22 protein-coding genes and 1 pseudogene are annotated in these 22173 nt (G+C 71.2%); 6 read left to right on the top strand and 17 right to left on the bottom strand.

Annotated elements, in window-relative coordinates; genetic code table 11:
* Positions 1–147: 147 nt before the first annotated feature.
* The 4 genes from EIY87_RS08205 to EIY87_RS08220 all read right to left on the bottom strand — a co-directional run bounded on the left by EIY87_RS08205 (position 148) and on the right by EIY87_RS08220 (position 4600).
* Entirely contained in the window at positions 148–945 is a 798-nt protein-coding gene (locus EIY87_RS08205; protein WP_125307062.1) for a TIGR02569 family protein, read from the bottom strand.
* Between the two features lie 141 nt (positions 946–1086).
* Entirely contained in the window at positions 1087–2262 is a 1176-nt protein-coding gene (gene moeZ / locus EIY87_RS08210; RefSeq protein WP_125307063.1) for an adenylyltransferase/sulfurtransferase MoeZ, read from the bottom strand.
* Between the two features lie 95 nt (positions 2263–2357).
* Positions 2358–3506: a DUF3152 domain-containing protein gene (locus tag EIY87_RS08215; protein WP_125307064.1), complete on the bottom strand. Its 1149-nt coding sequence runs from the start codon at positions 3504–3506 to the stop codon at positions 2358–2360.
* Positions 3507–3586: 80 nt separating this feature from the next.
* Positions 3587–4600: an alpha/beta fold hydrolase gene (locus EIY87_RS08220; RefSeq protein WP_404800022.1), complete on the bottom strand. Its 1014-nt coding sequence runs from the start codon at positions 4598–4600 to the stop codon at positions 3587–3589.
* A gap of 77 nt (positions 4601–4677) precedes the next feature.
* Between EIY87_RS08220 and EIY87_RS08225 the strand changes: the two genes are divergently transcribed.
* Positions 4678–5304 carry a TetR/AcrR family transcriptional regulator gene (locus EIY87_RS08225; RefSeq protein WP_125307066.1) on the top strand — a complete coding sequence of 209 codons (627 nt, stop codon included), beginning with the start codon at positions 4678–4680 and terminating at the stop codon, positions 5302–5304.
* Between the two features lie 68 nt (positions 5305–5372).
* On the opposite strand, the gene EIY87_RS08230 is transcribed toward EIY87_RS08225, so the two are convergent.
* Complete coding sequence (locus tag EIY87_RS08230) at positions 5373–6281, bottom strand: alpha/beta fold hydrolase (protein WP_125307067.1); 909 nt, start codon at positions 6279–6281, stop codon at positions 5373–5375.
* Positions 6278–7186 (bottom strand): AurF N-oxygenase family protein, encoded by a 909-nt coding sequence (locus tag EIY87_RS08235; protein ID WP_191984011.1) that lies wholly within the window; start codon positions 7184–7186, stop codon positions 6278–6280. The genes EIY87_RS08230 and EIY87_RS08235 overlap by 4 nt, the downstream gene beginning before the upstream one ends.
* Before the next feature lie 55 nt (positions 7187–7241).
* Here EIY87_RS08235 and EIY87_RS08240 point away from each other — a divergent pair, with 55 nt between their 5' ends.
* On the top strand, positions 7242–8012 hold the full coding sequence (locus EIY87_RS08240; RefSeq protein WP_125307069.1) for a TetR/AcrR family transcriptional regulator: 771 nt from the start codon (positions 7242–7244) through the stop codon (positions 8010–8012).
* Entirely contained in the window at positions 8009–8326 is a 318-nt protein-coding gene (locus EIY87_RS08245) for a DUF4873 domain-containing protein (RefSeq protein WP_125307070.1), read from the top strand. The genes EIY87_RS08240 and EIY87_RS08245 overlap by 4 nt, the downstream gene beginning before the upstream one ends.
* 68 nt (positions 8327–8394) lie before the next feature.
* On the opposite strand, the gene EIY87_RS08250 is transcribed toward EIY87_RS08245, so the two are convergent.
* The gene (locus EIY87_RS08250) at positions 8395–8625 is read right to left on the bottom strand and encodes a DUF3107 domain-containing protein (RefSeq protein WP_125307071.1); all 231 of its coding nucleotides are present in this window, start codon (positions 8623–8625) and stop codon (positions 8395–8397) included.
* A 119-nt stretch (positions 8626–8744) separates the two neighbouring features.
* Complete coding sequence (locus tag EIY87_RS08255) at positions 8745–9398, bottom strand: ferritin-like fold-containing protein (RefSeq protein ID WP_125307072.1); 654 nt, start codon at positions 9396–9398, stop codon at positions 8745–8747.
* A gap of 556 nt (positions 9399–9954) precedes the next feature.
* Here EIY87_RS08255 and EIY87_RS08260 point away from each other — a divergent pair.
* Both EIY87_RS08260 and EIY87_RS08265 read left to right on the top strand, forming a co-directional pair.
* Positions 9955–11409, top strand: coding sequence for a DEAD/DEAH box helicase (locus EIY87_RS08260; RefSeq protein ID WP_263855605.1), 1455 nt, complete (start codon positions 9955–9957; stop codon positions 11407–11409).
* 25 nt (positions 11410–11434) lie between these two features.
* Positions 11435–12779: pseudogene (locus tag EIY87_RS08265) on the top strand (Rv3212 family protein).
* On the opposite strand, the gene EIY87_RS48305 reads toward EIY87_RS08265, so the two are convergent.
* From EIY87_RS48305 to EIY87_RS08300, 7 genes are all read right to left on the bottom strand, one after another.
* A complete protein-coding gene (locus EIY87_RS48305) occupies positions 12772–13671 on the bottom strand; it encodes a hypothetical protein (RefSeq protein ID WP_225439776.1) in 900 nt (299 codons plus the stop codon). The pseudogene EIY87_RS08265 and the gene EIY87_RS48305 sit on opposite strands and share 8 nt — an antisense overlap.
* Before the next feature lie 13 nt (positions 13672–13684).
* The gene (locus EIY87_RS08275; RefSeq protein WP_191984036.1) at positions 13685–14536 is read right to left on the bottom strand and encodes a RecB family exonuclease; all 852 of its coding nucleotides are present in this window, start codon (positions 14534–14536) and stop codon (positions 13685–13687) included.
* A 115-nt stretch (positions 14537–14651) separates the two neighbouring features.
* Positions 14652–17114 carry an alpha-L-rhamnosidase-related protein gene (locus EIY87_RS08280; protein WP_125307074.1) on the bottom strand — a complete coding sequence of 821 codons (2463 nt, stop codon included), beginning with the start codon at positions 17112–17114 and terminating at the stop codon, positions 14652–14654.
* A 125-nt stretch (positions 17115–17239) separates the two neighbouring features.
* Positions 17240–17869 carry a MarC family protein gene (locus EIY87_RS08285; RefSeq protein WP_125307075.1) on the bottom strand — a complete coding sequence of 210 codons (630 nt, stop codon included), beginning with the start codon at positions 17867–17869 and terminating at the stop codon, positions 17240–17242.
* Between the two features lies 1 nt (position 17870).
* On the bottom strand, positions 17871–18734 hold the full coding sequence (locus tag EIY87_RS08290) for a PHP domain-containing protein (RefSeq protein WP_404800023.1): 864 nt from the start codon (positions 18732–18734) through the stop codon (positions 17871–17873).
* Between the two features lie 47 nt (positions 18735–18781).
* On the bottom strand, positions 18782–19342 hold the full coding sequence (locus EIY87_RS08295; RefSeq protein ID WP_125307077.1) for a PH domain-containing protein: 561 nt from the start codon (positions 19340–19342) through the stop codon (positions 18782–18784).
* 20 nt (positions 19343–19362) lie between these two features.
* The gene (locus EIY87_RS08300) at positions 19363–19527 is read right to left on the bottom strand and encodes a hypothetical protein (protein WP_163046845.1); all 165 of its coding nucleotides are present in this window, start codon (positions 19525–19527) and stop codon (positions 19363–19365) included.
* A gap of 185 nt (positions 19528–19712) precedes the next feature.
* Here EIY87_RS08300 and EIY87_RS08305 point away from each other — a divergent pair, with 185 nt between their 5' ends.
* The gene (locus tag EIY87_RS08305) at positions 19713–20126 is read left to right on the top strand and encodes an NUDIX hydrolase (protein ID WP_125307078.1); all 414 of its coding nucleotides are present in this window, start codon (positions 19713–19715) and stop codon (positions 20124–20126) included.
* A 396-nt stretch (positions 20127–20522) separates the two neighbouring features.
* Here the strand turns inward: EIY87_RS08305 and EIY87_RS08310 are convergent, their stop codons facing one another.
* Positions 20523–21617, bottom strand: coding sequence for a DUF2332 domain-containing protein (locus EIY87_RS08310; protein WP_125307079.1), 1095 nt, complete (start codon positions 21615–21617; stop codon positions 20523–20525).
* 7 nt (positions 21618–21624) lie between these two features.
* Complete coding sequence (locus EIY87_RS08315) at positions 21625–22128, bottom strand: MaoC family dehydratase (RefSeq protein WP_125307080.1); 504 nt, start codon at positions 22126–22128, stop codon at positions 21625–21627.
* Positions 22129–22173 lie beyond the last annotated feature (45 nt).

A 22173-nucleotide genomic window follows, 5' to 3' on the forward strand; every position in this document is an offset into this window, starting at 1 on the left:
TGTTAACCGGATTCGACCGAATGTTTCAGGCAGTTGACATTGCGGCGGTGTTTCCACCGCCCGGCCGGTGAGATCCGCGTCCACGGACCGGGAGTCGGGAGGTCAGCGCCGCATCGCCGGCCGTGACGCGCGATCTTGCGACCTCGGTCACAAGACGCCGGACACCTCGCGCGCCGCCACTCGCAGGCCGTCCAGCGACGCCTGCGTCGACCTCGGGTTCAACGCGTTCGACGCCAGGCGGAACAACACCGCGCGCAACAGCAGCTGCGGCCACTCCGGCAGGTGCGCCCACCGCTCGAGCAGCTCCCGCGTCGCGCCGCCCCACGCCAGCGCGTCCACCGCGACGATCGCCGCGCCGTACTCGCCGGGGCGGTAGTACGGGACGAAGTCCACCAGGCCCGGGGCCGCGTCGCCGTCGAAGAGCAGGCCCGCCAGCAGCTCGCCGTGCGCCACCTGGGACGGCAGGCGGATCGGGCGGCGGGCACCGGCCAGCACCTCGAACCAGCGGCCGCCCTTCGTCTCCTCCAGCGGGACTTCGAGTTCCGCCCAGGCCACCCGGTCGGCGATCGCGTCGATGTCGCGGCGGGCGGCCAGGAAGTCCGGCCGGGGCAGGCCCAGCGTCGCGCGGTGGAGCTTCACCGCCGCCAGTACCGACTCGTCGCCGCGGTGGCCGGGCGTCCCCGCCACGAAACGCGACGCCGTCCAGCCGCCGACGATCCAGCGGCCGTCGCTGGAGCCCACCGGCTTCGCGACGCGCAGGCCCGGCTCGGCGATGTAGTCGAGGGCGCGGGCGGTCCACAGCGTCTTCGCCTTGTCGGTGACCGGCTTGAGCACGAGGTCGCCGCAACGCCACGCCGTCGAGCCCGGCAGCGGTTCGCAGCCGTCGTCAAGGCCGCCGAAGGCCGAGCAGACGTGCGCCGGAGGGCGTTCGAGGGTTGACCGCACGGGTCGTGACGTTACCCGGCCGGGTGTTCCACGTTCGAGAAGACGCGCTGGTCACACAGTGTTTTGCGGCCTGCCCGAAATGCCGTTAAGGCCACCTTACGGGCGTCAGACGCCCGTAAGGTGGCCTTAACGGCAGAACGGCTAGTAGGTCGGCAGGCTCGGGTCGATCTGCTTCGCCCAGGCCAGCACGCCACCGCCGAGGTGCGTCGCGTCCTTGAAGCCGGCCGCGTGCAGGGCCGCGAGGGCCTCCGCCGACCGGGCGCCCGACTTGCAGTGCAGGACGATCGGCTTGTCCTGCGGCAGCTCCGCCAGCGCCTCGCCCGAGAGGATGCGGTCCTTCGGGATCAGCGTCGCGCCCTTGATGTTGACGATCTCGTACTCGTGCTGCTCGCGGACGTCGATCAGGGCGAAGTTCTCGCCGTTGTCGAACTTGGCCTTGAGCTCCGCCGGGGTGATCGTGCTGCCCGACGCGGCCTGCGCGGCCTCGTCCGAAACGACACCGCAGAACGCCTCGTAGTCGATCAGCTCGGTGATCTTCGGGGTGTCCGGGTCCTTGCGGATCTTGACCTCGCGGTACTTCATTTCCAGCGCGTCGTAGCTGATCAGGCGCCCGAGCAGCGGCTCGCCGATGCCGGTGATGAGCTTGATCGCCTCGGTCACCATGATCGAGCCGATGGACGCGCAGAGCACGCCCAGCACGCCACCTTCGGCGCAGGAGGGGACCATGCCCGGGGGCGGCGGCTCCGGGTAGAGGTCGCGGTAGTTGAGGCCCTTGCCGTTCGGCGCGTCCTCCCAGAACACGCTGACCTGGCCCTCGAACCGGAAGATCGAGCCCCACACGTACGGCTTGCCCAGCAGCACGGCGGCGTCGTTCACCAGGTAGCGCGTGGCGAAGTTGTCGGTGCCGTCGACGATCAGGTCGTACTGCTCGAAGATCTCCAGCGCGTTCGACGAGTCCAGCCGGTCGGTGTGCAGGTGCACCTTGACCAGCGGGTTGATCTCGGCGATCGACTCCTGGGCGGACGCGGCCTTGAGCTTGCCGACGTCGGACTGGCCGTGGATGACCTGGCGCTGCAGGTTCGACTCGTCGACGACGTCGAAGTCGACGATGCCGAGGGTGCCGACGCCGGCCGCGGCCAGGTAGAGCAGCGCGGGGCTGCCGAGGCCGCCGGCGCCGATGACCAGGACCTTGGCGTTCTTCAGCCGCTTCTGCCCGGTCACCCCGACGTCCGGAATGATCAGGTGACGGCTGTACCTGGCCACCTCTTCCTTGGTGAGCTCGGCAGCCGGCTCGACGAGCGGCGGCAGTGCTGACATGGGTCCTCCATCTCGCGCGCGGTTCGCGTCCATCCCACTATGCACAACACGCGCTGGCAAACAGACCTTCCCCCATGCCACATACTGGGAAGGTCTTACGGAGTGGGATTCGGCCAGGCGTTGGGGACGCAGACGCGGCCGTCCTTGGCGACCTTGCCCTTGTCGCCGCCGGGGATGTCGTTGAGCATCGAGACGTAGTCGTCGGAGACGCCGAACGACTGCTGCATCATCACCGGCGCGGGCTGGCCGTTGCCGCCGCAGCCGACGTGCTGGTTGCCCAGCGCGTGCCCGACCTCGTGGTTGATGGCGTACTGTCGGTACCCGGTCATGTCCGCGTTGAACGCCTTCGCGCCGCGCACCCAGCGGGCCAGGTTGATCAGCACCCGGCCCAGGCTCTTGCGGTAGCAGGACGCCTCGAAGGTGATCTGGAAGCCGCACGCGTCGGCGCGGTGCGTCGTCTCGGGCGTGGTGAGGCTCACGCGGAACGACGGGTTCGGGAAGTTGGCGTCGACGCGCTGGAGCGCGATCTTGCCGTCCCACGTCCAGCTCTTGGGATCGGACAGCGTGCCCTGGACCGCGGCCGCGAAGGCGTCGTCGCCGGCGTAGCTCGACGCGTCGATGCCGTCCTCGACCTCGATCGTGTAGGTGTACAGCTTCCCGGTGCCGATCTTGGGGCCACTGCCGGGGACGACGTGCCAGCTGCCCTTGCCCGCCTGCGTGAACGGGCTGCCGTTCGGCAGGTCCGCCGTCGGCACCTTGAGGTCGACCGGCTTGGCCGGGTTCTCCGGGATGCCCTGCTCGCCGTCGCCGTCGATGGCGCCGCCCGCCGCGTCGCCGCCCGCGGACTCGACGCCGGGCGGGGCGCTCTGCTCGGCGATCGGCTGGGCCGGGCTGTTGGCGGTGTTGACCACGACGAGCACGGTCAGCACGACGAGGATCGGCAGGGCGTAGACACGCCAGCCGTAGGTCTTGGTGAGCTTCGCGAGCCCGGACTTCGGCGGCGGTTCCTTCGGCACCCGCGGCGTCTCGCCGTGGGGCTTCCACGACGCGCTCAACGGCTCGGCGCTGGTCCGCCGCCCGCCCGGGCGGTAGCGGTCCTCGGTGACGCGCTGCGCGGGCGCCTTCGACGACGGGCGGTACTGCCCGGTGCGCGGCGGCTCCTCGGGCTCCGGGGTACGGCGCGCCGACGCGCGGTGGGGCGCGCGCCGATCGTCGCCTCGCGCGTCCTGCTTCACCCGGTCCACCGCACCAGGGTGCCACAGCGCCACCGAACCGTTATCGGCGACTGGCTGACCACGCAGGGGTTTGTTGTCACTCGATCGGACTACCAGGTACCGGCTTCGACGTGCTCCCACATGCCCAGAACGGCCTTCGCGACGACCACCGGACGTTCCATCTGCGCCACGTGACCGGTCCGCGGCAGCACCAGCAACCGGGCCCGCGGGATCGCCCGTGCCGTCCGCACGGCCCGCTTCACCGAGATGACGCGGTCCTCGCGACCCCAGACCACCAGCGTCGGCGCCTGCACGCGCGGCGCGACCGACCACAGCGACGCTTTCCCGAGCGTCGACCACGCCCGGAAGATGGCGAACGTGCTGCGGGCCATCGCGGGCGCCGCCCAGGCGAAGCCCGCGCGAGCGCCGTGCTCCTCGGTCAGCTCGTCGAGCCGGCTTTCCGGGAACCGCGCCGGGTCCGCGAAGCAGAGCTTGATGACCTGCGCGGCGCGTTCCCGCGGCCCGAGCGCGGCCAGCTGGGCCCGCACGCGCGCGCCGACCAGCGGCAGGTAGGCGAGCGCCATCCGCGGGTCCGAAAGCCGCCGCAGGTCGGGACGCCGGTCGGGCACCGCCGGCGAGATCAGCGTGAGCGTCTTGACCAGCTCCGGGCGCCGGGCGGCGACGAGCAGCGCGATCGCCCCGCCCATCGAATTGCCGAACAGGTGCACCGGCGCCCCGACCGACTCGATGTGCGTCGCGACGACGTCGGCGTGCGCGTCGAGGGTGAAGTCGAAGCCCGCTTCCGGCTCGGAGTAGCCGAACCCGGGCAGGTCGGGCGCGGTGCCGCCGGCGACCGGCGCGAGCAGCGCGGCCAGGTCGGTCCAGTTCGTCGACGAGCCGCCGAGCCCGTGCACGTAGACCGCGGGCGTGCCATCGGGGCCCGGCGTGCGGCGGACGTGCAGCCGCGCGGTGCCGACCTCTTCGAACGCTGCCGGCCACGGCGGTTTCAGCGGTTCGAGGGACGGCAACTCCCTGGTCGACAGGGGCACGTGCGTCAGCGGCGTCCGTGCGGTCGCGGCGGTGTTCACGGATCCAGGATGCCCGACCCGTGGCACGGCATACATACCGGCGAGTAATCTTCAGGACGACTTCACGCGGTGGCGACCCCGCCCGTCGAAGGTGTGAAGACGGGAGGATGAGCATGACGGAGATGACGCGGCTGCAGCAGCGCGGGGTGCGGCTGCCCCGGACGGAGCGCCGGGCCCAGCTCCTCGCCGCGGCGCAGCGGGTCTTCGCCGAGAACGGTTACCACGCCGCCGCGATGGACGAGATCGCCGAAGTGGCCGGTGTCAGCAAGCCGGTCCTCTACCAGCACTTCCCCGGCAAGCTCGACCTGTACATCGCGCTGCTGGAGAGCCACGTCGACGAGCTGGTGAAGCGCGTGCAGACGGCGCTGGACTCCACCACGGAGAACCGCCAGCGCGTCCCGGCGACGGTCGGCGCGTTCTTCGACTTCGTCAGCAACGACGCGGGCGCGTTCCGGATGGTGTTCGAGTCCGACCTGCGCGGCGAGCCGGCGGTCCAGGAAGCGGTCGACCGGGCGACGTCGGCGAGCGTCGACGCGATCACGGAGACGATCACCGCGGACGCGGGCCTGGACGAGGACAAGGCCCGCCTGCTGGCCGTGGGGCTGGTCGGGATGAGCCAGGTCAGCGCCCGGTTCTGGCTGCAGCACCACCAGTCGATGAGCCGCGAGGAAGCGGTGGCCCTGACGGCCAACCTCGCCTGGCGCGGCATCGGCGGCGGCTTCCCCCTCAAGGACTCCTGACGCCCCAGGCCGCACTTTCACGTGAAAGTGCGGCCCCTGGTGCGCACTTTCACGTGAAAGTGCGGCTTTCAGTTCGTGGCGGTCCGGACCAGGGCGGAGATGCGGCGGGCGACCTCGTAGGGGCGTTCCTGGGGGAGCATGTGGCCCGCGCCGGGGAACCGGACGAACTCCGCGTGCGGCAGCTCCTCCGCGATCACCTTCGCGTGCGCCAGGGGGCAGAGGCGGTCCCGCTCCCCTGCCAAGACCACTGAAGGCACGTCGCACAGCGCGCCCAGCCCGCCCACGCCGCGGTGGGACGCGATCGCGTCCAGGAACAGCCCCGCGCTCGCCGGGTGCGCGGCGAGCAGCTGCTCGACGACGCTGTCCACCTGCTCGCGCCCCGGCCGCACCCCGAAGACGAGCCGCCGGGCGCCCGAGCGGACCATCCCCGGCCGCAGCCGCAGCGTGTCCGACCGCAAGCCCGCCAGCAGGCGAGCCAGCCGCGGCTCCAAGCGCATCACGCTCCGCCCGGCCAGGCCGGGGAACCCGAGCGTCAGCTTGTCCATGTCCCCCGACGACGTCGCCACGAACGCCGCGCCCGCCAGCCGGTCCCGGACCAGCGACGGGTGCCGTTCGGCGAGCACCATCAGCGTCATGCCGCCCATGGAGTGCCCGGCCAGCACCACCGGCCCGGCCGGCACCCGCGACGCGATCAGCTCGGCGAGGTCGTCGGCCAGCCGCGCGATCGTGGCCGAGCCGGGGCGCGCGTGCGCCGAACCGCCGTGGCCGCGCAGGTCGTAGCGCAGTACGCGCACGCCCGGGTCCAGGTGCGGCAGCACGAAGTCCCACGTCCGGTGGTCCTGCGTCCAGCCGTGCACCAGCACCAGCGTGACCGCCGAGGCGGCGGGGCCCGATTCCGCGACGTGCAGCGCGGCGCCGTCGCTCGCGACGAACCGGTGCGCGAGCGAGGGGTCGCGCAGCCGCGACGCGGTGGTCACCGGCCCGCCGGGAGCAGGAACGACTTGCGCCAGAAGTACCTCCCCGGCAGCCCGACCAGGCCGGACTCCTGCAGGAACGGCATGATCTTCTCCCCGGCCCACGCGATCGTCCCCTGCCAGTGCGGGTTGTTCAGCGCCGCTTCGACGCCGTCGCGCGGCCGGATGCCGACCGCCTTGTAGACGTTCGGGTTGATGAACGCCCGCGTCACGAAGTACGAGACGAGCGCGATGATGAACTGCTGGTAAGCGATCTCGGCCTTGGACAGCTTCGCCATGCCGCGCGTGACCTCTTCGCGGGCGAAGGTGACGTGCCGGGCCTCCTCGAGCACGTGGATCCGGTTGACCATCCGCACCAGCGGCTGCACGCCTTCGTCATTCATCTGCTCGCGCTGCAGCCGGTCGAGGACCTCCTCGGCGACCAGGATCGCGCCGTAGCGCGCCGGGCCGTAGGAGATCGTCGGCATCAGCTTCGCGAGGCGCCGCAGCCACGGCACCGGGCCGTAGGCGGGGCAGCCGATCCGCGACGCCATCCGCGCGAACATCGTCGAGTGCCGGCATTCGTCGGCGATCTCGGTGAGCGCGAACTGGGCGTGCGCGGACGTCGGGTCCTCTTCGTAGACCTCCTTGAGCAGCATCTGCATCAGGAGGATTTCGAACCACAGGCCGGTGGTCGCGACGCTGGCGACCTCGTGCTTGCCCAGCTCGATGCGCTGCTCGGGGGTCAGCTTGTCCCACAGCTCGGTGCCGTAGAGCGAGGAGCGCTCGTCGAGGATGAAGCGCTTGCCCTCGACCAGCGGCGCGGTCCAGTCGATGTCGACGTCCGGGTCGTAGAACTTGTTCGCCGACGACTTCAGCAGGCGGTCCGCGGTCTTCTCGCGGTCCGGTTCCTTCAGCGTCCGCGTCATTGCCGACACCCCTTCCGCAATGTGTAACTTGAGGTAACAGTTACCTGTGCGTAGCATGACCCCCGTGATCGAACGTGTCAAGCGCTCCGGCAAGCAGTCCAGCAAGTCCTCGCGCGGCGAGGAGACGACCGGCGACGCCCGGCGCGACCGCTGGCGCAAGCACCGGATCGCGCGGCGCAAGGAGTTCGTCGAAGCGGCGCTGCGGGCGCTCGACACGCACGGGCCCGACCTCGGCATGGAGGACGTCGCCGCGGAGGCCGGCGTCACGAAACCGGTGCTGTACCGGCACTTCGACGACAAGGCCGACCTCTACGTGGCGCTGGGCCAGCGCGGCACGGAGATCCTGTTCGAGCGGCTGATCCCGGCGATCAACGCGGAACTGGCGCCGGTGCCGCGGATCCGGATGGCGCTCGACGCGTTCTTCACGGTGATCGAGGAGCACCCGAACCTCTACCGGCTGCTCGCGCACGGGCGGCCGGAGAAGCCGGTGTCGTCGGACGTCGTCGCCGAGGACAAGGAGCTGATCGCGTCGGCGCTGACCGCGCTGCTCGGCGACTACATGCGGATGTTCAACATGGACTCCGGCGCGGCCGAGCCGTGGGCGCACGGCATCGTCGGCATGGTCCAGAACACCGGCGAGTGGTGGCTGGACCGCCGCTCGATGGGCCGCGACTCGGTCGTGGAGTACCTGACGCAGATCATCTGGGCGGCGATCGACGGCCTGACCCGCCAGAACGGCGTGGTCATCGACCCGAACATGCCCCTGGAAGCCAACAAGGTGGTCCAGCTGGGCCGCGCTTCGGAGCAGGCGGAGGAGACGTCATGAGCGAGCACGACGAAGACGGCTACAGCGGTTCGGCCACGCTGGTGGTCGACGGGGTCTCCGTGACGGCGACGGTGGAGCTGCGCGGCTACTTCCAGCCGATCGACGGCTACTACCGCTGGTACGGCCGTGTGGCGGTGAACGAGGAGCTGACGAAGCTGGCGGGCGGCAAGAAGAAGCCGGTGACGATCCACGCCGGCACCCACACCGCGGACGGCGAGCTGTCCGACCCCGACCCCTGGGGCCGGTACCGGATCACGGGCACGAGCACCCCGCCGTTCCACGTTCCGACGTCGCTGGAAGAACTCAACGCGTGAAGGCCGTGAAGGCCTCCTTACCGGCGTTTTCGACCGGCAAGGAGGCCTTCACGGCTTTGGGCTGTGGGTCAGTCGCCGACGCCGAAGCCGACCTTCCGGACGTCGGACGGGGCGATCTCGACGTACGCGATGCGGTCGGACGGGACGATGTACTTGCGCCCCTTCTCGTCGCTGATGCGGAAGAGCCCGTCACCGGCCGTCAGGGCCTCGGCGACCAGCTTCTCCACCTCTTCGGGAGACTGGCCACTGGACACCACCAGCTCGCGCGGTGTGTCCTTGATGCCGATCTTGACCTCCACGTGGGACCTCCGCTGGAAATTCGTAAGGGATGTGCTCGGCAAGGCTAACCGAACGGGCTCGTTCCGGTGGCGCATGACCGCGCCTGACCGCGTCGTCAATTCCGGGTACTCCATCGGGGTCAGCCCAGGCCGAGCGCCTGCATGCGCTTGGTGTGCCCCTGTTGCAACCGCCGGAACAGCGCCGCAATTCCGGAGAGGTCGCCGGAGCCGCCGATGATGAGCTCGGCCAGGCCGTCGCGTTCGGCGACGACGTACTGGGCCTGGGTCAGTGCCTCGCCGAGCAGGCGGCGGCCCCACAGGGCGAGTTTGTCGCGGGTCTTGGGATCGGCTTCGATCCCAGCGGCCACCTCGCGCTCGGCGAACGCGGAGTGGCCGGTGTCGGCGAGGACCGTGAGCACGAGGTCCTTGGTCTCCGGGTCGAGCCAGCTGGCGATCTCCCGGTAGAGGTCCGCGGCCAGCCCGTCGCCGACGTAGGCCTTGACCAGCGATTCCAGCCACGACTTCGGCGGCGTCGAGGCGTGCCAGGCGTCGACCTGGGCCACGAACGGCGCCATCGCGTCCTCGACCTTGACGCCCTGGGCGGCCAGGTGCTGGGCCAGCAGCCCGTAGTGACCGATCTCGGCGGCCGCCATGGTCGCGAGCGCGGCGCGCCCGGCGAGGGTCGGGGCGCTGCGGGCGTCCTCGGCCAGCCGGTCGAAGGCGGACAGTTCGAGGTAGGCGATCACACCCAGCAGGTCGACTACGCCTTCGGAGATCTCTTTCGGGTCGGTCACGGCGGTCAGGGTATCGCCGAAGCACCCGGGCGTGCCGCGACGAGACCGATCCCACTGGCTCCGGCGCGCCGGGTACTGTCGAAAAACTGCTGACCAGGTACACTGGCGTCCGATATCAAGCTTCCGTACGCCATACCGGCGTCGGGAAACAGGCAGGTCACGTTGGCTTGCCGACGTACTGCAATGTGCGTGCACGCCTCTTCCGGCATTCCCGGGGCGGACCGGTTCCGCGCTCCAGATCAGCGCCAGGGACCAGGGTTTACTCCCGGTCGAGTGTCGAGCGGACCCACGGCTGTGCGCGCTGGTCACGAGAGAGGCGATCACCCTGACCGCAGAAATTCCCACAACCGAACAGACCCCCGCCGTCGCGCTGGAGCACAGCGAGACCGGCCCGGCCGCGCTCGACACCTCGCACCCGCTGCAGGCGGGCGTCGAGGTCGAGCCCGAGGCCCCGACCTTCGCGTCCTTCGGCGTCAAGCCGGAGATCGTCAAGGCGCTGGGCGAGGCCGGCATCGAGCGGACCTTCGCGATCCAGGCGCTCACGCTGCCGCTCGCGATGGCCGGCGACGACCTCATCGGCCAGGCCCGCACCGGCATGGGCAAGACGCTGGGCTTCGGCGTCCCGCTGCTGCACCGCGTGCAGGTCCCCGGCGACGGCACCCCGCAGGTGCTCGTCGTGGTCCCGACCCGCGAGCTGTGCATCCAGGTCGCCAACGACCTCAAGGGCGCGGGCAAGCACCTCGGCATCCGCACGCTGGCCATCTACGGCGGCCGCCCGTACGAGCCGCAGATCGAGGCGCTGCGCAAGGGCGTCGACGTCGTGATCGGCACCCCGGGCCGTCTCCTCGACCTGGCCGAGCAGCAGCACCTGGTGCTGGGCAAGGTCCGCGGGCTCGTGCTGGACGAGGCCGACGAGATGCTCGACCTGGGCTTCCTGCCCGACATCGAGCGCATTCTGCGGATGGTGCCGGACGAGCGGCAGACCATGCTGTTCTCGGCGACCATGCCCGGCCCGATCATCACGCTGGCCCGCACGTTCCTGAACCAGCCGACGCACATCCGCGCCGAGGAGAACGACGCCGGCGCGGTGCACGAGCGCACCACGCAGTTCGTCTACCGGGCGCACTCGATGGACAAGCCCGAGGTCGTCGCGCGGATCCTGCAGGCCGAGGGCCGCGGGCTCACGATGATCTTCAGCCGCACCAAGCGCACCGCGCAGAAGGTGGCCGACGACCTGGTCGAGCGCGGCTTCGCGGCCGCCGCCGTGCACGGTGACCTGGGCCAGGGCGCCCGCGAGCAGGCGCTGCGCGCGTTCCGCTCGGGCAAGGTCGACGTGCTGGTCGCGACCGACGTCGCCGCCCGCGGCATCGACATCGACGACGTCACGCACGTCATCAACTACCAGTGCCCCGAGGACGAGAAGACCTACGTCCACCGGATCGGCCGCACCGGCCGCGCCGGGCGCACCGGCGTCGCGGTCACCCTCGTCGACTGGGACGAAGAGCCGCGCTGGAAGCTGATCTCGGACACCCTCGGCCTGGACAAGCCGGAGCCGGTGGAGACGTACTCGTCGTCGAAGCACCTGTTCGAGGACCTGGGCATCCCGGAGGGCACCACCGGGCGGCTGCCGCTGGCGAAGCGGACCCGCGCGGGCCTGGCCGCCGAGGAGGAAGAGGACCTGGGCGGCAAGAAGCGCGGCCGCCGGCGCGGCGAGCCCGCCTCCGAAGAAGCGCCGCGCAAGCGCACCCGCGCCCCGCGCAAGCGCACCCGCGGTGGTGCGCGGGCGGCCGAGGCGATCGAAGCCGCCGACAAGGCCGCCGCGACGCCGGAAGACGCTCCCGCCGCCGAAGGCCGCACCCGGACGCGCCGCCGCACCCGCAGCGGCAACGCCCCGGAAGCGACCGGCCCGGCCGTCGAGAAGGAAGCCGGCGAGAACGCCGAGCGCCCGGCTCGCCGACGCCGCCGTCGCCGCCCGGCCGCCACGTCTGATACACCTGCGTCGGCAGACTGAGGCCTACGCAGCGGGGGTCGGTTAAGTGAGCGAAGACGAGAAGGCGCCCGAGAGCGCGCCCGAACCGGTCGAGCCCGCCGAAGAACCGGCCCCCGAGTACGGCTCCGAAGACGTTCTCGAGGACGTCGAACCCACCCCGCCCGCCCCGCGGGTCAAGGCGCGCAGGTCGCCGTGGAACCGCGGGCGGGACCGGGTGCTCGCCGCCGTGATCGCGGTGGTGGTGCTGGCGGTCGCGCTGGTCATCGGCGCGACCAGCGACAGCGCGGCCACCGACCACACCCGGGCCGTGCCGCCCCCGCCGTTGCCCGCGGCGCCGGACACGGTGCCGGGCTCGCTGGCGGAACTGTGGAGCGCCCGCAGCGGCGCGACCCCGGTGCCGGTGGTGGCCGGCGACGCGGTGGCCACCGCCGACGGCGGCGAGGTCGCCGCCCGCGACCCGCTCACCGGCCAGATCCGCTGGCACTACGCGCGTGACCTGCAGCTTTGCACGATGAACGAGACGTGGGGGCGGCTGAACGCCGTCTACCACAAGGACGTCAACTGCAGCGAAGTGACGCAGCTGGACCCGGGCACGGGCCGCATCACCGCCCAGCGCAACGGCAACGCGGAAATGGGCACCCAGCTGGTCAGCGACGGCTCGCACGTGACGGCGACCGGCAAGAAGCTCCTCGACACCTGGCGCGACGACCTGGTGAAGAGCGCCGAGTACGGCGAGGTCCCGGCGCTGGTCAACGCGGGCAAGCAGCCCCGCACGGGCTGCACGTACGGCACGGTGGCGATGTCGTCGGGCAAGGTCGGCGTGATCGAGCGCTGCCCCGGCGACCCGGCCGACCGCCTGACGGTCTACAAGGCGGCCCCGGAGAAGGACGACGAGCCCCAGGTCAGCTTCAGCTCGGTGCTGGCGGGCAAGCGCGCCCGCGTGGTCGCGATGTCGGGCGACCTGACGGCCGTGGTGCTGCCGGACCAGAAGCTCCTGGTGACCTACAACGGCGACGGCACCCAGCGCGCGGCGTACCCCTTGGACGTACCGCCTTCGGACCTGGCCCAGGACCCGCCGTCGGGCGTCGAGGCGACCACCCAGACCGCGGCGAACGTGTACTGGTTCAGCGGCTCGAAGGTGCTGGCCCTCTCGCGCGACGACCTGTCCCCCCCGCTGGACCCTGAGCAGCGCGATGGGCCCGGGCATCACGTTCGCGAACCAGCTGGTGATCCCGATCAAGGGCGGCCTGGCGGTGCTGAACGAGAACGACGGCTCGACCATCCGCACGGTCGGCGTCGACCGCCGTGGTTATTCGGGCGTCGTCCGCCTGGGCGCAGCCGGGCCGGTGCTGCTGGAGGAGCGCGGGGACACGCTGACCGCGCTCAAGTGAGCCAGAACAGCGTCAACGCGGAGACGGTGAAGAGCACGACGGCGACGCCCGCGCCCACGGCGGCGGGACCGTTGCGACGGTCGGCGACGCGCTGAGCGAGCAGCGCGAGCACGGCGGCGACCGGGTGACCGACCAGGAGGGTCGCGCCCGGACCGGGGGCGCCGGTGTAGAGGCAGACCCCGGCGACGACCAGCACGCCGAGAGCGAGCACGGCTAGGCCGGCGGCCAGGGAGCCGGTGAAGCCCCGCCACCAGCGACCACGTTCTTTCGGCGGCGCTTCGGGGGTTTCGGTGGGCTCGGTTTCGGGCTCGATCCGCTGGGGCTCGACGCGTTCTTGCGGCACGGTGTGCGCTTCGGCGGCACCCGCGGCGGGCAGCTCGTGCGGCACGGTGCGGCCCTCGACAGGCAGCTCGCGCCGCACGGCGCGCCCCTCGGCAGGTGCTTCGCGCCGCACGGCGCCACCCACGGCAGGCAGCTCGCGCCGCACGGCGCGCCCCTCGGCCTCACCCACGGCGGGCACCTCGCGCCGCACGGCCCGCCCCTCGGCCTCACCCACGGCGGGCACCTCGCGCCGCACGGCCCGCCCTCCGGCCTCACCGACGGCGGGCAGCTCGCGCCGCACAGTCCGCCCCTCGGCAACACCCACGGCAGGCGCCTCTTGCCGCACGGCCCGCCCATCGGCCTCAACCACGGCCGGCACCTCGCGCCGCACGGCCCGCCCTCTGGCCTCACCCACGGCCGGCAGCTCGTGCGCCACGGTCTCCGCGGCACCGCGCGGCTCCTTGCCCGGCGGCGCGGTGCCTGCCCCGGGCGCGGCGGCGGCTTCGGCCTGCCCGGGAGCGCCCGTGGGCAACGGTGCCGTCGCCAGCTCGTCGGTGTCCGGTGAAGCCAACGTTCCCTCCCGTTCAGGGCGCGAGCAGGTCCCACGGTTGCGCCTGCGGGGCGGCTTCCTGGCCTGCCGCGCAGCTTGGCCGGAAGTCGCACCAGGCGCAACGCCGGTCCGGGCGGGGTGGGAACAGCACGTCCCCGTCTCCGCCCGCCTTCAGGGTATCCGTGGCGAGGCGGAGGTCCCCGGCGGTCTCGTCGGCGCGTTGCAGGTGCCGCTTGAGGCTTTCCGGGGTGTGCTCGGCCGCCGCGATCGTGCCCGTCGGGAGGTGGTGCAGCTCGACCGTCGTGCACGGCATCCGCAGCGTGCGCGCCGCTGCCACCGCGTACAGCGCCAGTGCCTGCGACGCGCGTGCTTCGTACTCGTCCGGTGGCCGGCGCCCGGTCTTGTAGTCGACGATCACCAGCTCGCCCGCGCGCGCGTCGATGCGGTCCGCGCGGCCCTCGATGATCATCGACGGCCGCTCCCCCGGCTCCGGGTTCACCGGCGCCGACACCCAGCGCTCCAGCCCGGCCGGGTCGTGCGTGACGTCGTTGTCCTCGACGTACTCCGCCACCCAGCCCTTCGCCCGCGCCCGGTAGCGCGCCGCCTGCTCTTCGCTCTCGAAGCCCGCGTCCTTCCAGAACTCGGCCACCAGCGCCACGGCCCGCTGCGGCACCCGTTTGAGCACCGGCAGGTCGAACAGCGCCCGCAACGCGTTGTGCACCACCGCGCCGAGCGTGCTGTGCGCCCACGGGCCGGTGCGCTGCGGCGTCGGCCGATCGAGGTACGCGAGGCGGTACCGGCGCGGGCAATCGTCGAAGGTCGCCAGCCGCGCCGGCGAGACCTTCGTGAGCCGCACCGGTTGCGCCACGCCGAAGTCGAACCCCATCTGCTCCTTCACGGGTGCCACGCTACGCACCACCACCGACACTTTCCGCGCGCAGGTCCGTGAAGGCCTCCTTACCGGTCATAAGAGCCGGTAAGGAGGCCTTCACGGCTTTTTCCTACCGCACCACCAGCACCGTGTGGGTGCCGCCGGAGACGGTCAGCGGGCCTGCCGCGCGCAGCGGGCGGCCGTCCAGCAGGACCAGCCGGCCGGACGGCACCACCAGCGAGCCGGACGTTCCCCGCGGCGCGGAAACCGTCAGGGAGAACACCGAACCCTGCTGCGACCACGAAGCCGACAACGCGCCCTTCGGCGTCGGTACCGCTCCTCGCGCCCACGCGACGGAACCGGGGTGCGGCGCAACCGTCCACGTCGCGAAGCCCGGCGACGTCGGCGAAACGCCCAGCAGGTCGTTGGTCAACGCCGGCACGACGCCCGTCGACCAGCCGTGCGCTGCCGACGTGTAGCCCTGCTCGTAGTGCGAACCGCCCTCGCCGATGCCTTCCCACGCCGTGATTCCCGGGTCGTGCGCGGCCATCCAGCCGTACATCCGCTTGATCTGGTCGATCGCGGAGTCCGCCTGCCCGCTCCGGAACCGCGCCTGCAGCTCCGGGAACGACGTGAACGCGTACACGCGCTTCGTGCCGTCGGAAACGAGCGTGTCGTTGTCCATGAACGGGTTCCCGTACGGCAGCGCGCCCGCCGCGAGCCGCGCCAGCGCCGAAGTGGCCTGCGACGGCGACGCGATCCCGGCCAGGATGGCCTGGCTGTTGCCGTCCTGGCCGTGCCGCACCGCGCCCGTCCCGGAGTCGAGGTACGCACCCGCCGCGGGGTCCCACAGGGAGGCGTTCACCGCGGCGGCGACGCCGGAAGCCCGCGCGAGCCACCGGTCGGCGTCCGCGGGATGGCCCGTCGCGCGCGCCAGACCGGCAGCGCCCTGAAGCGCCCGTACGTACAACGCGTTGTAGTACGTCACTTCGCCGGTACGCGGCAGGAACGCGTAGTCGCCGTAGCCGCCTGTGCCGTTGAGGCCCTTCGCGAGCAACCCGCGCGAATCGGTGACCGACGGGTACCACGTGTCGAGCGTCTTCACGAGGTGCGAGTAGTACGAAGCCGCGTACGCGGTGTCGCCGCTGTAGAGGACGTAATCCCAGCTCGACGTAACCCACCAGAGCGGATAGTCGAACAACGGCAACGTGTAGTCGTTGATCGACGCGGGCGGGATCCAGCCGTCCGCGCGCTGGTGGTCGGCCAGGTCGGCGAGGACGTTCTTCGCCGCCGTGCCGTCCTGGTGCGTCAGGTACTGGGTCAGCCCGGACACCGCGACGTCGCCGACGTACGGGTCCCGGTCGCGCTTCGCGCCGTCGTGCAGCACGAGCTTCCCGTCCAGCGACGGCGAAAACGCGCCGCGCGGGTCCACATCGGACTCGCGGAAGGTGTCCATGCCCAGCTCGTTCGTGTAGGACGCGGCGTACCAGTAGCGGTTCAACGCGTCGTCGGACGACTCGAACCAGCCGCGGTAGGTGTCCGGCGTGCCGAGGAACGGCGTGAAGTCGAGCGAGACGCCGCTGATCCGCACCTCGCCGGAGGGCTGGGCGAGCGGCGCGTCCGAGGCCAGCGCGTCGAGGCTGATCCGCAGGTAGCGGAAGCCGTGCAGGCCGTCCGCGCAGACCTGCGTCCCGCTCTGGCAGCCCTTCGTGTCGCGCCACACCGTCGGTTCGGCCGGCACGGCGTACTGGTCGCTCCCGGGCCCGCCGGAGAAGTCCGAACGCGTGAAGTCGGAGCGTTCGCCCAGGTACTGGAGGGTTTCGGAGAACGACAGCCGGACGCCCGGCCGGTTCGCCGACGCACCCGCGAAGGCGATCTTCGGGTAGCCGGCGACGACCTTGCCGAAGTCGACGACGGCCGTCGGCACCGGCGGATCGGCGACCAGGCCCGGCCAGACCTCGGCGACGCGGCTGAACTCGCCGGACGGCGTGTTCTGGTCCTTCGTCACGGTGATCCGCACCTGCGTCGTCGTCACCGCCCGGTCGAACGCGACCGCGCGCTGCACCGCGGTGTTGCCGGTCACCGAAGCCGCGACGCGCCACACGCCGCCGTCCAGCACCTCGACCGTGAAGTCCTGCGGCACGCCGTCCACATTGGACAGCACGGTGACTCCGGGCAGCGCGGCCGGCGCGCCCGCCGTGATGGTCAGGACGTCCGGGTAGGCACCGATCGTGTCGTCGTTCCAGAACGTCTCGGTGTTGCCGTCGACGGCGTTGCCCGGGTCGTACGTGCGCGGCTGGCCGTTCCCGCCGTTGTTCGGCGCGTGGAACGACGACGCGGTCGCCGTCGTCCCCGCGGGCCACACCGGCTTCGGCGGCGGCGCCTGCCGCTTGAACGTCGCGACACCCCGGCCGAGCAGGCCGTCCGGGTTCGCGACGTCGCCGGTCGTCGACAGCACCTTCACCGGCCGGACGTCCCGGCTCGGCGGCGCGACGACGTACTTCTGCCACCCGGGCACGGCGTCCGCGGGGGTGGCGGCCACCCCGCTCGCCACCAGCACCGCGACCGGCAGGATTGCTCTGTGCCACTTCATCGAGGCCTCCGCAAGGCGATTGAATCGTTTCAAGCGCTGAGCTGAGGTTCAGGCTGCGCGAGCGGTGCCAACGATGTCAACGAACCCGGGAGTTCCTGTCCCGCAGGACAACCCGAAAGGCGGGGTCAGCTGCCGCCGTCGATGAAGCCGCGCACGGAGTTCGCGACGAGCTCGACGGCGATGGCCGCGAGCAGCAGGCCGGCCACCTTGGCCAGCAGCGTGATGCCGCTTTCCTTGATCAGCCGGATCACGACGCCGGAGTAGCGCATGCAGATGTAGATCACGAAGTGCGTCATCACGATCGCCGCCGCCAGCGCGATGTACGCGCCGACGTGGCCGTCGGCCTGCCGGACGAACACGATGGTCGCGGCGATCGCGCCGGGCCCGGCCAGCAGCGGCGTGCCGAGCGGCACGAGCGCGACGTTGACGTCCTCCGCGGCGGCCTCCGGCTCGTGCCCGCTGCCGGTGAGCAGCTGCAGCGCGATCAGCAGGAGCAGCAGGCCGCCCGCGCCCTGCAGCGCGGGGATGCCGATGCCGAGGTAGGCGAGGATCGCCTGGCCGGCGACCGCGAACAGGCTGATGACCAGCAGCGACACCAGCACCGCCTGCCGGGCGGCGCGCGCCCGCGTCGCGACCGGCTTGCGGCCGACGAGGCTGAGGAACACCGGCACGGTGCCCGGCGGGTCCATGATCACGACGAGGGTGATCGTCGCGCTCATGAAGAGCTTCGCGTCGAAGACGTCGGCGATCGCCATGTCAGCCCTTCACGACCTGGTACCCGGTCGCGCGCGCCACCAGCTCCTCGAACTGGCCGGGGTCGGTGGTGCACGCCCCGAGCGGGATCGTCTTGTTCGTGCCGTGGTAGTCGCTGGACCCGGTGACGAGCAGGCCGAGCTCCCCGGCCAGCTCGCGGGTGCGGGCGCGGGTCGGCTCGTCGTGGTTCGGGTGGTCGGCCTCGACGCCGGTGAGGCCGTGCGCGGCCAGGCCGGCGAGGGTGTCCTCGCTGATGGTGGCGCCACGGCTGAAGGCGAAGGGGTGCGCGATGACGGTGACGCCGCCGGCCGCGGCGATCATGTCGATGGCCTCTTCGACCGGGGTGTCCCGGCGCGCGACGTAGTAGCCGCGACGCGGGCTGAGGTAGTCGGCGAAGGCCTCGTCGACAGACGTGACCAGGCCGGCGCGGACCAGCGCCTGCGCCAGGTGCGGCCGCCCGGGCGGCGAGTCCTCGGGCAGCAGGCCGAAGATCTCGTCGATGTCGATGGGCAGGCCGTCGGCGGCCATCCGCTCGGCCATCCGGCGCAGCCGCGTGCGGCGCTCGAGGCGCAGCCGGGTCTGCTCGACGACCACGGCTTCCGCCGTCGGGTCGAAGAGGTAGGCGAGCAGGTGGACGCTGATCTGCCTGCCGGTTTCGGGGTCGATCGACACCGTGGACAGCTCGGCGCCGGGGACCAGGGTGAGCCCCGGCGGCACCGCCTCGGCGGCGGGGGCCCAGCCCGCGGTGGTGTCGTGATCGGTGATCGCGACGACGTCGAGCCCGGCTCTCGCGGCCGCGGCGACGAGACCGGCCGGCGTGTCGGTGCCGTCGGAAGCGGTGGAGTGGGCGTGCAGGTCGATGCGCATCGGGTCCATTGTCGACGATGCGCTGCGTCACACGCTCAGCGGGACGGCTAGCCGACCGGCTTCTTGCCTCGCGCGGCGCGCTGGGCCTTGATCATCGAGAAGCGCTCGGCCTGCTTCTGCTTGTCGCCGAAGACGAGCTCCGAGATCGTGTCGTAGAACTCTTCGGGCCGCGGCAGGAAGTCGATCTTGTTGAGCGCCTGGATCTGCCCGGCCGACTCCACGACCATCGTGCCGTAGCCCATCATGCGGCCGGTGGCGGTGCGCACGTAGCTGAGGTCGGTGACCTTGCTGATGGGCATCATCAGCACCTTGGTCGTGAACACCCCGGTGGTCATGACGAACCGCTTGTCGGTGACCACCAGCCGCTCGACCCACCACTCCATCACCACGTAGGCGAACCGCAGGACGACGAGCAGCGCGACGTACCAGAGGATGTTCTGGCCGATGTACAGCGCCGGTGGCAGCAGGTAGGACACCAGCACGCAGATGGCCAGGAGCGCGGCCGCCTCGAAGGTGTCCCACAGCAGCACCGCCCAGTGGCGGCGGATCCGGATGACCCGCCGCTCGGTGTCGAGGAGGTACTCGTCGGGGTCGCGTGGCGCGAACATGGGTCGAGGGTAGCCCTCGATCAGCCCTTGAAGACGTTGCTGACGAAGGTGATCACCGATTCGGCCGAGTCACGGAGGAACTGGATGATGTTGCCGACGAGGCCAGCGGCCTGCCCCGGCTGGGCAATGACGAAGAACAGCACCAACGCGATACCGGCGAGGCCCGCAATCTTCTTCACGTTCACCGCGATCAAATCCCGTCTCTTACGGTGACACCGGACAACAGACTTTTTACGTTGTACCGCACTCAACTGGCACACGGGAGGTAAGTCCCGCGCTTGGGTCAGCACGTGGTCCGAAGTGTACCGCACGGCTACTCTCCGTGTACAGGACATCCGTTTTCAGTTCGGTCACGTCTACCATTGGGGACATGGAGGCTCCCACCGGCACCACAATCCGCTGCGTCGGCGGCATCGCGTTCGACGACCACGGCCGTTTGCTGCTCATCCGGCGCCGCAATGACCCCGGTTCGGGGCAATGGTCGCTGCCGGGTGGCCGAGTCGAACCGGGCGAAACGGACGAAACGGCGGTCATCAGGGAGCTTCGGGAGGAGACCGGGCTCGACGTGATTCCGGGCACAGTGATCGGGAGCGTCCGGCGGGGGCCGTACTTGATCTTCGATTACGCGTGCACGGTGGCCGGCGGGGTGCTCACGGCGGGTGATGACGCGTCGGACGTGCGTTGGTCCGAAGCGGCAGACCTTGCGGAGCTGGAGGCGCGTGGGGAGCTGGTGGATCTCCTGTATGTGACTTTGCGTGACTGGAACGCGTTGCCGCGGGCTTGAGCGGGCACGGGCAGGGCTGTCGGGCGCGGATCCGGACGCCATGAACGACCCTTTCACGGCGTCCGGCGACAGGGTCCCGGCAAAGTCGCGGCAGTCTGCCCGGCGGCGGCGTCGCCGACGTCTTGAATGACTCATTCAGGTCTTCGGAGGTCCTGAATGACTCATTCAAGACACCACAGGGCCGCCCGGCCCCACTCGCCGCGGCCGGCACCGGTCGGTTCGGACCGAGGGCGGTCGGCCCCCGGCGACTTTGCCGGAGCCCTGTCGCCAGACGCCATGAACGACCCTTTCATGGCGTCCGGCGAGGTGAACGACTCGTTCATGACATCGCGGACCGGCCGGCATCCCGTCCCGGCGGAGCCGTCGTGACCGTGCCGGGGCAGCCGGACCGGCCGGCTAAAGCGGCAGCCAGGTCATCCGCTGCCCGTGCGGTGCGGTCCGGGCCAGGGCGTGCGCCTCCGCCTTCCCGTCCTCCCACCGGACCACGCCCAGCGTCGCCAGGCCATCCCCACCGGCGAGATCCGCCCGCCCGGGCAGCACCAGCTCCAGCCCGGCCCCGTAGAACTCCTCCGAAACCCACCACAACGGCCGCGAAGCCGCCAGCGAGGCCAGCTCGGCCACGAACTCGGCCCGCCGCGAAGCCCCGAAGTAAGCCAGCGCGTGGCTGGTCACCACCACCAGCGGCCCCTCCAGCGAGTCAGCCGCCGAAGCGAAGTCCGAAACCCCGTCCCCGGCGATCAGCCGAGGCCGGTGCTTCGCCTGCTCGGCCGCCGCCGTCCGCAGCAATCGGATCCGGTCCGGCTGGTCGGCCCAGACGCAGGCCTCGAGCCACGCCAGCTCGTCCTCGTCCGACAGGTCCACCGGGGCCCGGTCGAGCCCCGCCCGGTCCGTCACCGCGAGCTTCTTCGGCAGCTTCGGCGCCACCGCGCCCGGGGCCAGGTCCAGCGCGCAGTGCAAGCCGACCGCCGACTTGGCCGGGCCGGCCGTCAGCTGCTCGCCGCCGTCGCACTGGTAGCGGTAGCCGAAGCGGTCCAGGCCGAGCAGCAGCCCTGCGCTGCAACCGACCTCCAGCAGCGCGATCTTCCCGCCCGCCTCGCGCGCCGCCCGCGCCACGCCCGGGTACAGCAGCGCGGCGCGGCGGACCTCGTTCGTCTGGGTGTACCGCGACGAAATCAGCGCCCTGGCCTTCTCGGCCCGCTCCAGCAGGAACGACCGGAACAGCGGCCACGTCTCGGAGTCGACGCCGTCGAAGCCGCCCAGCGAGGGGTAGTAGCGGGACAGCGGGTGGATCGGGTCGGCCTGGACGAGGCGGTGCGCGGTCGCCATCAGCAGCGTCGCGCGCACCTCGCCGTCGCGGGCCACCGACAGCAGGCCGGCGACGTCGTCGTCCTCGGCCGCCTTCAGCGCCAGGTGCTCGTACAGCGGCGAGACCCCGCGGGCCTCGACTTCCGCGAACGTGCGCAGTACGTCCTTGATCGCGTCCAGGTCCATCAGAGCCTCATTCGTGCGGCACCGGCCGGCCCGGCTGCTCCCCGCCCCGAGTCTCCCCGTACGAGCGCTTCGGCACCATCACCTTCCGCCGGAAGGTGCACACGATCAGGCCGTCCTGCTTGTACCCGCGCGTCTCGACGTACACGACGCCGCGGTCGTCCTTGGACTTCGACGGCGTCTTGTCGAGCACCTCGGTCTCGCCGTAGATGGTGTCGCCGTGGAACGTCGGCTTGACGTGCTTGAGCGACTCGACCTCGAGGTTCGCGATGGCCTTGCCGGAGACGTCGGGCACCGACATCCCGAGCAGCAGCGAGTAGATGTAGTTGCCGACCACGACGTTCTTGCCGAAGTCCGTGGTCTCCTCGGCGTAGTGCGCGTCCAGGTGCAGCGGGTGGTGGTTCATGGTGATCAGGCAGAACAGGTGGTCGTCGTATTCGGTGACCGTTTTGCCCGGCCAGTGCTTGTAGACCGCACCGACCTCGAACTCCTCGTAGTACCGACCGAACTGCACTCGTCTTCTCCTTGCCCGCGTAACACCGCGTGAGGCTGGTACGAC

Source organism: Amycolatopsis eburnea, from assembly GCF_003937945.1.
In the GTDB taxonomy this organism is placed as follows: Bacteria; Actinomycetota; Actinomycetes; order Mycobacteriales; family Pseudonocardiaceae; genus Amycolatopsis; species Amycolatopsis eburnea.

What these genes read in the sequence shown, in the direction of transcription:
- EIY87_RS08235 (WP_191984011.1), bottom strand. Translation starts at nt 7,186, where the DNA reads ATGACGCGGACGCTGAAGGAACCGGACCGCGAGAAGACCGCGGACCGC.
- EIY87_RS08310 (WP_125307079.1), bottom strand. Translation starts at nt 21,617, where the DNA reads ATGGACCTGGACGCGATCAAGGACGTACTGCGCACGTTCGCGGAAGTC.
- EIY87_RS08240 (WP_125307069.1), top strand. Translation starts at nt 7,242, where the DNA reads ATGACCCCCGTGATCGAACGTGTCAAGCGCTCCGGCAAGCAGTCCAGC.
- EIY87_RS08280 (WP_125307074.1), bottom strand. Translation starts at nt 17,114, where the DNA reads ATGAAGTGGCACAGAGCAATCCTGCCGGTCGCGGTGCTGGTGGCGAGC.
- EIY87_RS08285 (WP_125307075.1), bottom strand. Translation starts at nt 17,869, where the DNA reads ATGGCGATCGCCGACGTCTTCGACGCGAAGCTCTTCATGAGCGCGACG.
- EIY87_RS08245 (WP_125307070.1), top strand. Translation starts at nt 8,009, where the DNA reads ATGAGCGAGCACGACGAAGACGGCTACAGCGGTTCGGCCACGCTGGTG.
- EIY87_RS08305 (WP_125307078.1), top strand. Translation starts at nt 19,713, where the DNA reads ATGGAGGCTCCCACCGGCACCACAATCCGCTGCGTCGGCGGCATCGCG.
- moeZ (WP_125307063.1), bottom strand. Translation starts at nt 2,262, where the DNA reads ATGTCAGCACTGCCGCCGCTCGTCGAGCCGGCTGCCGAGCTCACCAAG.
- EIY87_RS08295 (WP_125307077.1), bottom strand. Translation starts at nt 19,342, where the DNA reads ATGTTCGCGCCACGCGACCCCGACGAGTACCTCCTCGACACCGAGCGG.
- EIY87_RS08220 (WP_404800022.1), bottom strand. Translation starts at nt 4,600, where the DNA reads ATGTATGCCGTGCCACGGGTCGGGCATCCTGGATCCGTGAACACCGCC.
- EIY87_RS08260 (WP_263855605.1), top strand. Translation starts at nt 9,955, where the DNA reads ATGGCCGGCGACGACCTCATCGGCCAGGCCCGCACCGGCATGGGCAAG.
- EIY87_RS08225 (WP_125307066.1), top strand. Translation starts at nt 4,678, where the DNA reads ATGACGGAGATGACGCGGCTGCAGCAGCGCGGGGTGCGGCTGCCCCGG.
- EIY87_RS08290 (WP_404800023.1), bottom strand. Translation starts at nt 18,734, where the DNA reads ATGCGCATCGACCTGCACGCCCACTCCACCGCTTCCGACGGCACCGAC.
- EIY87_RS08275 (WP_191984036.1), bottom strand. Translation starts at nt 14,536, where the DNA reads ATGGGGTTCGACTTCGGCGTGGCGCAACCGGTGCGGCTCACGAAGGTC.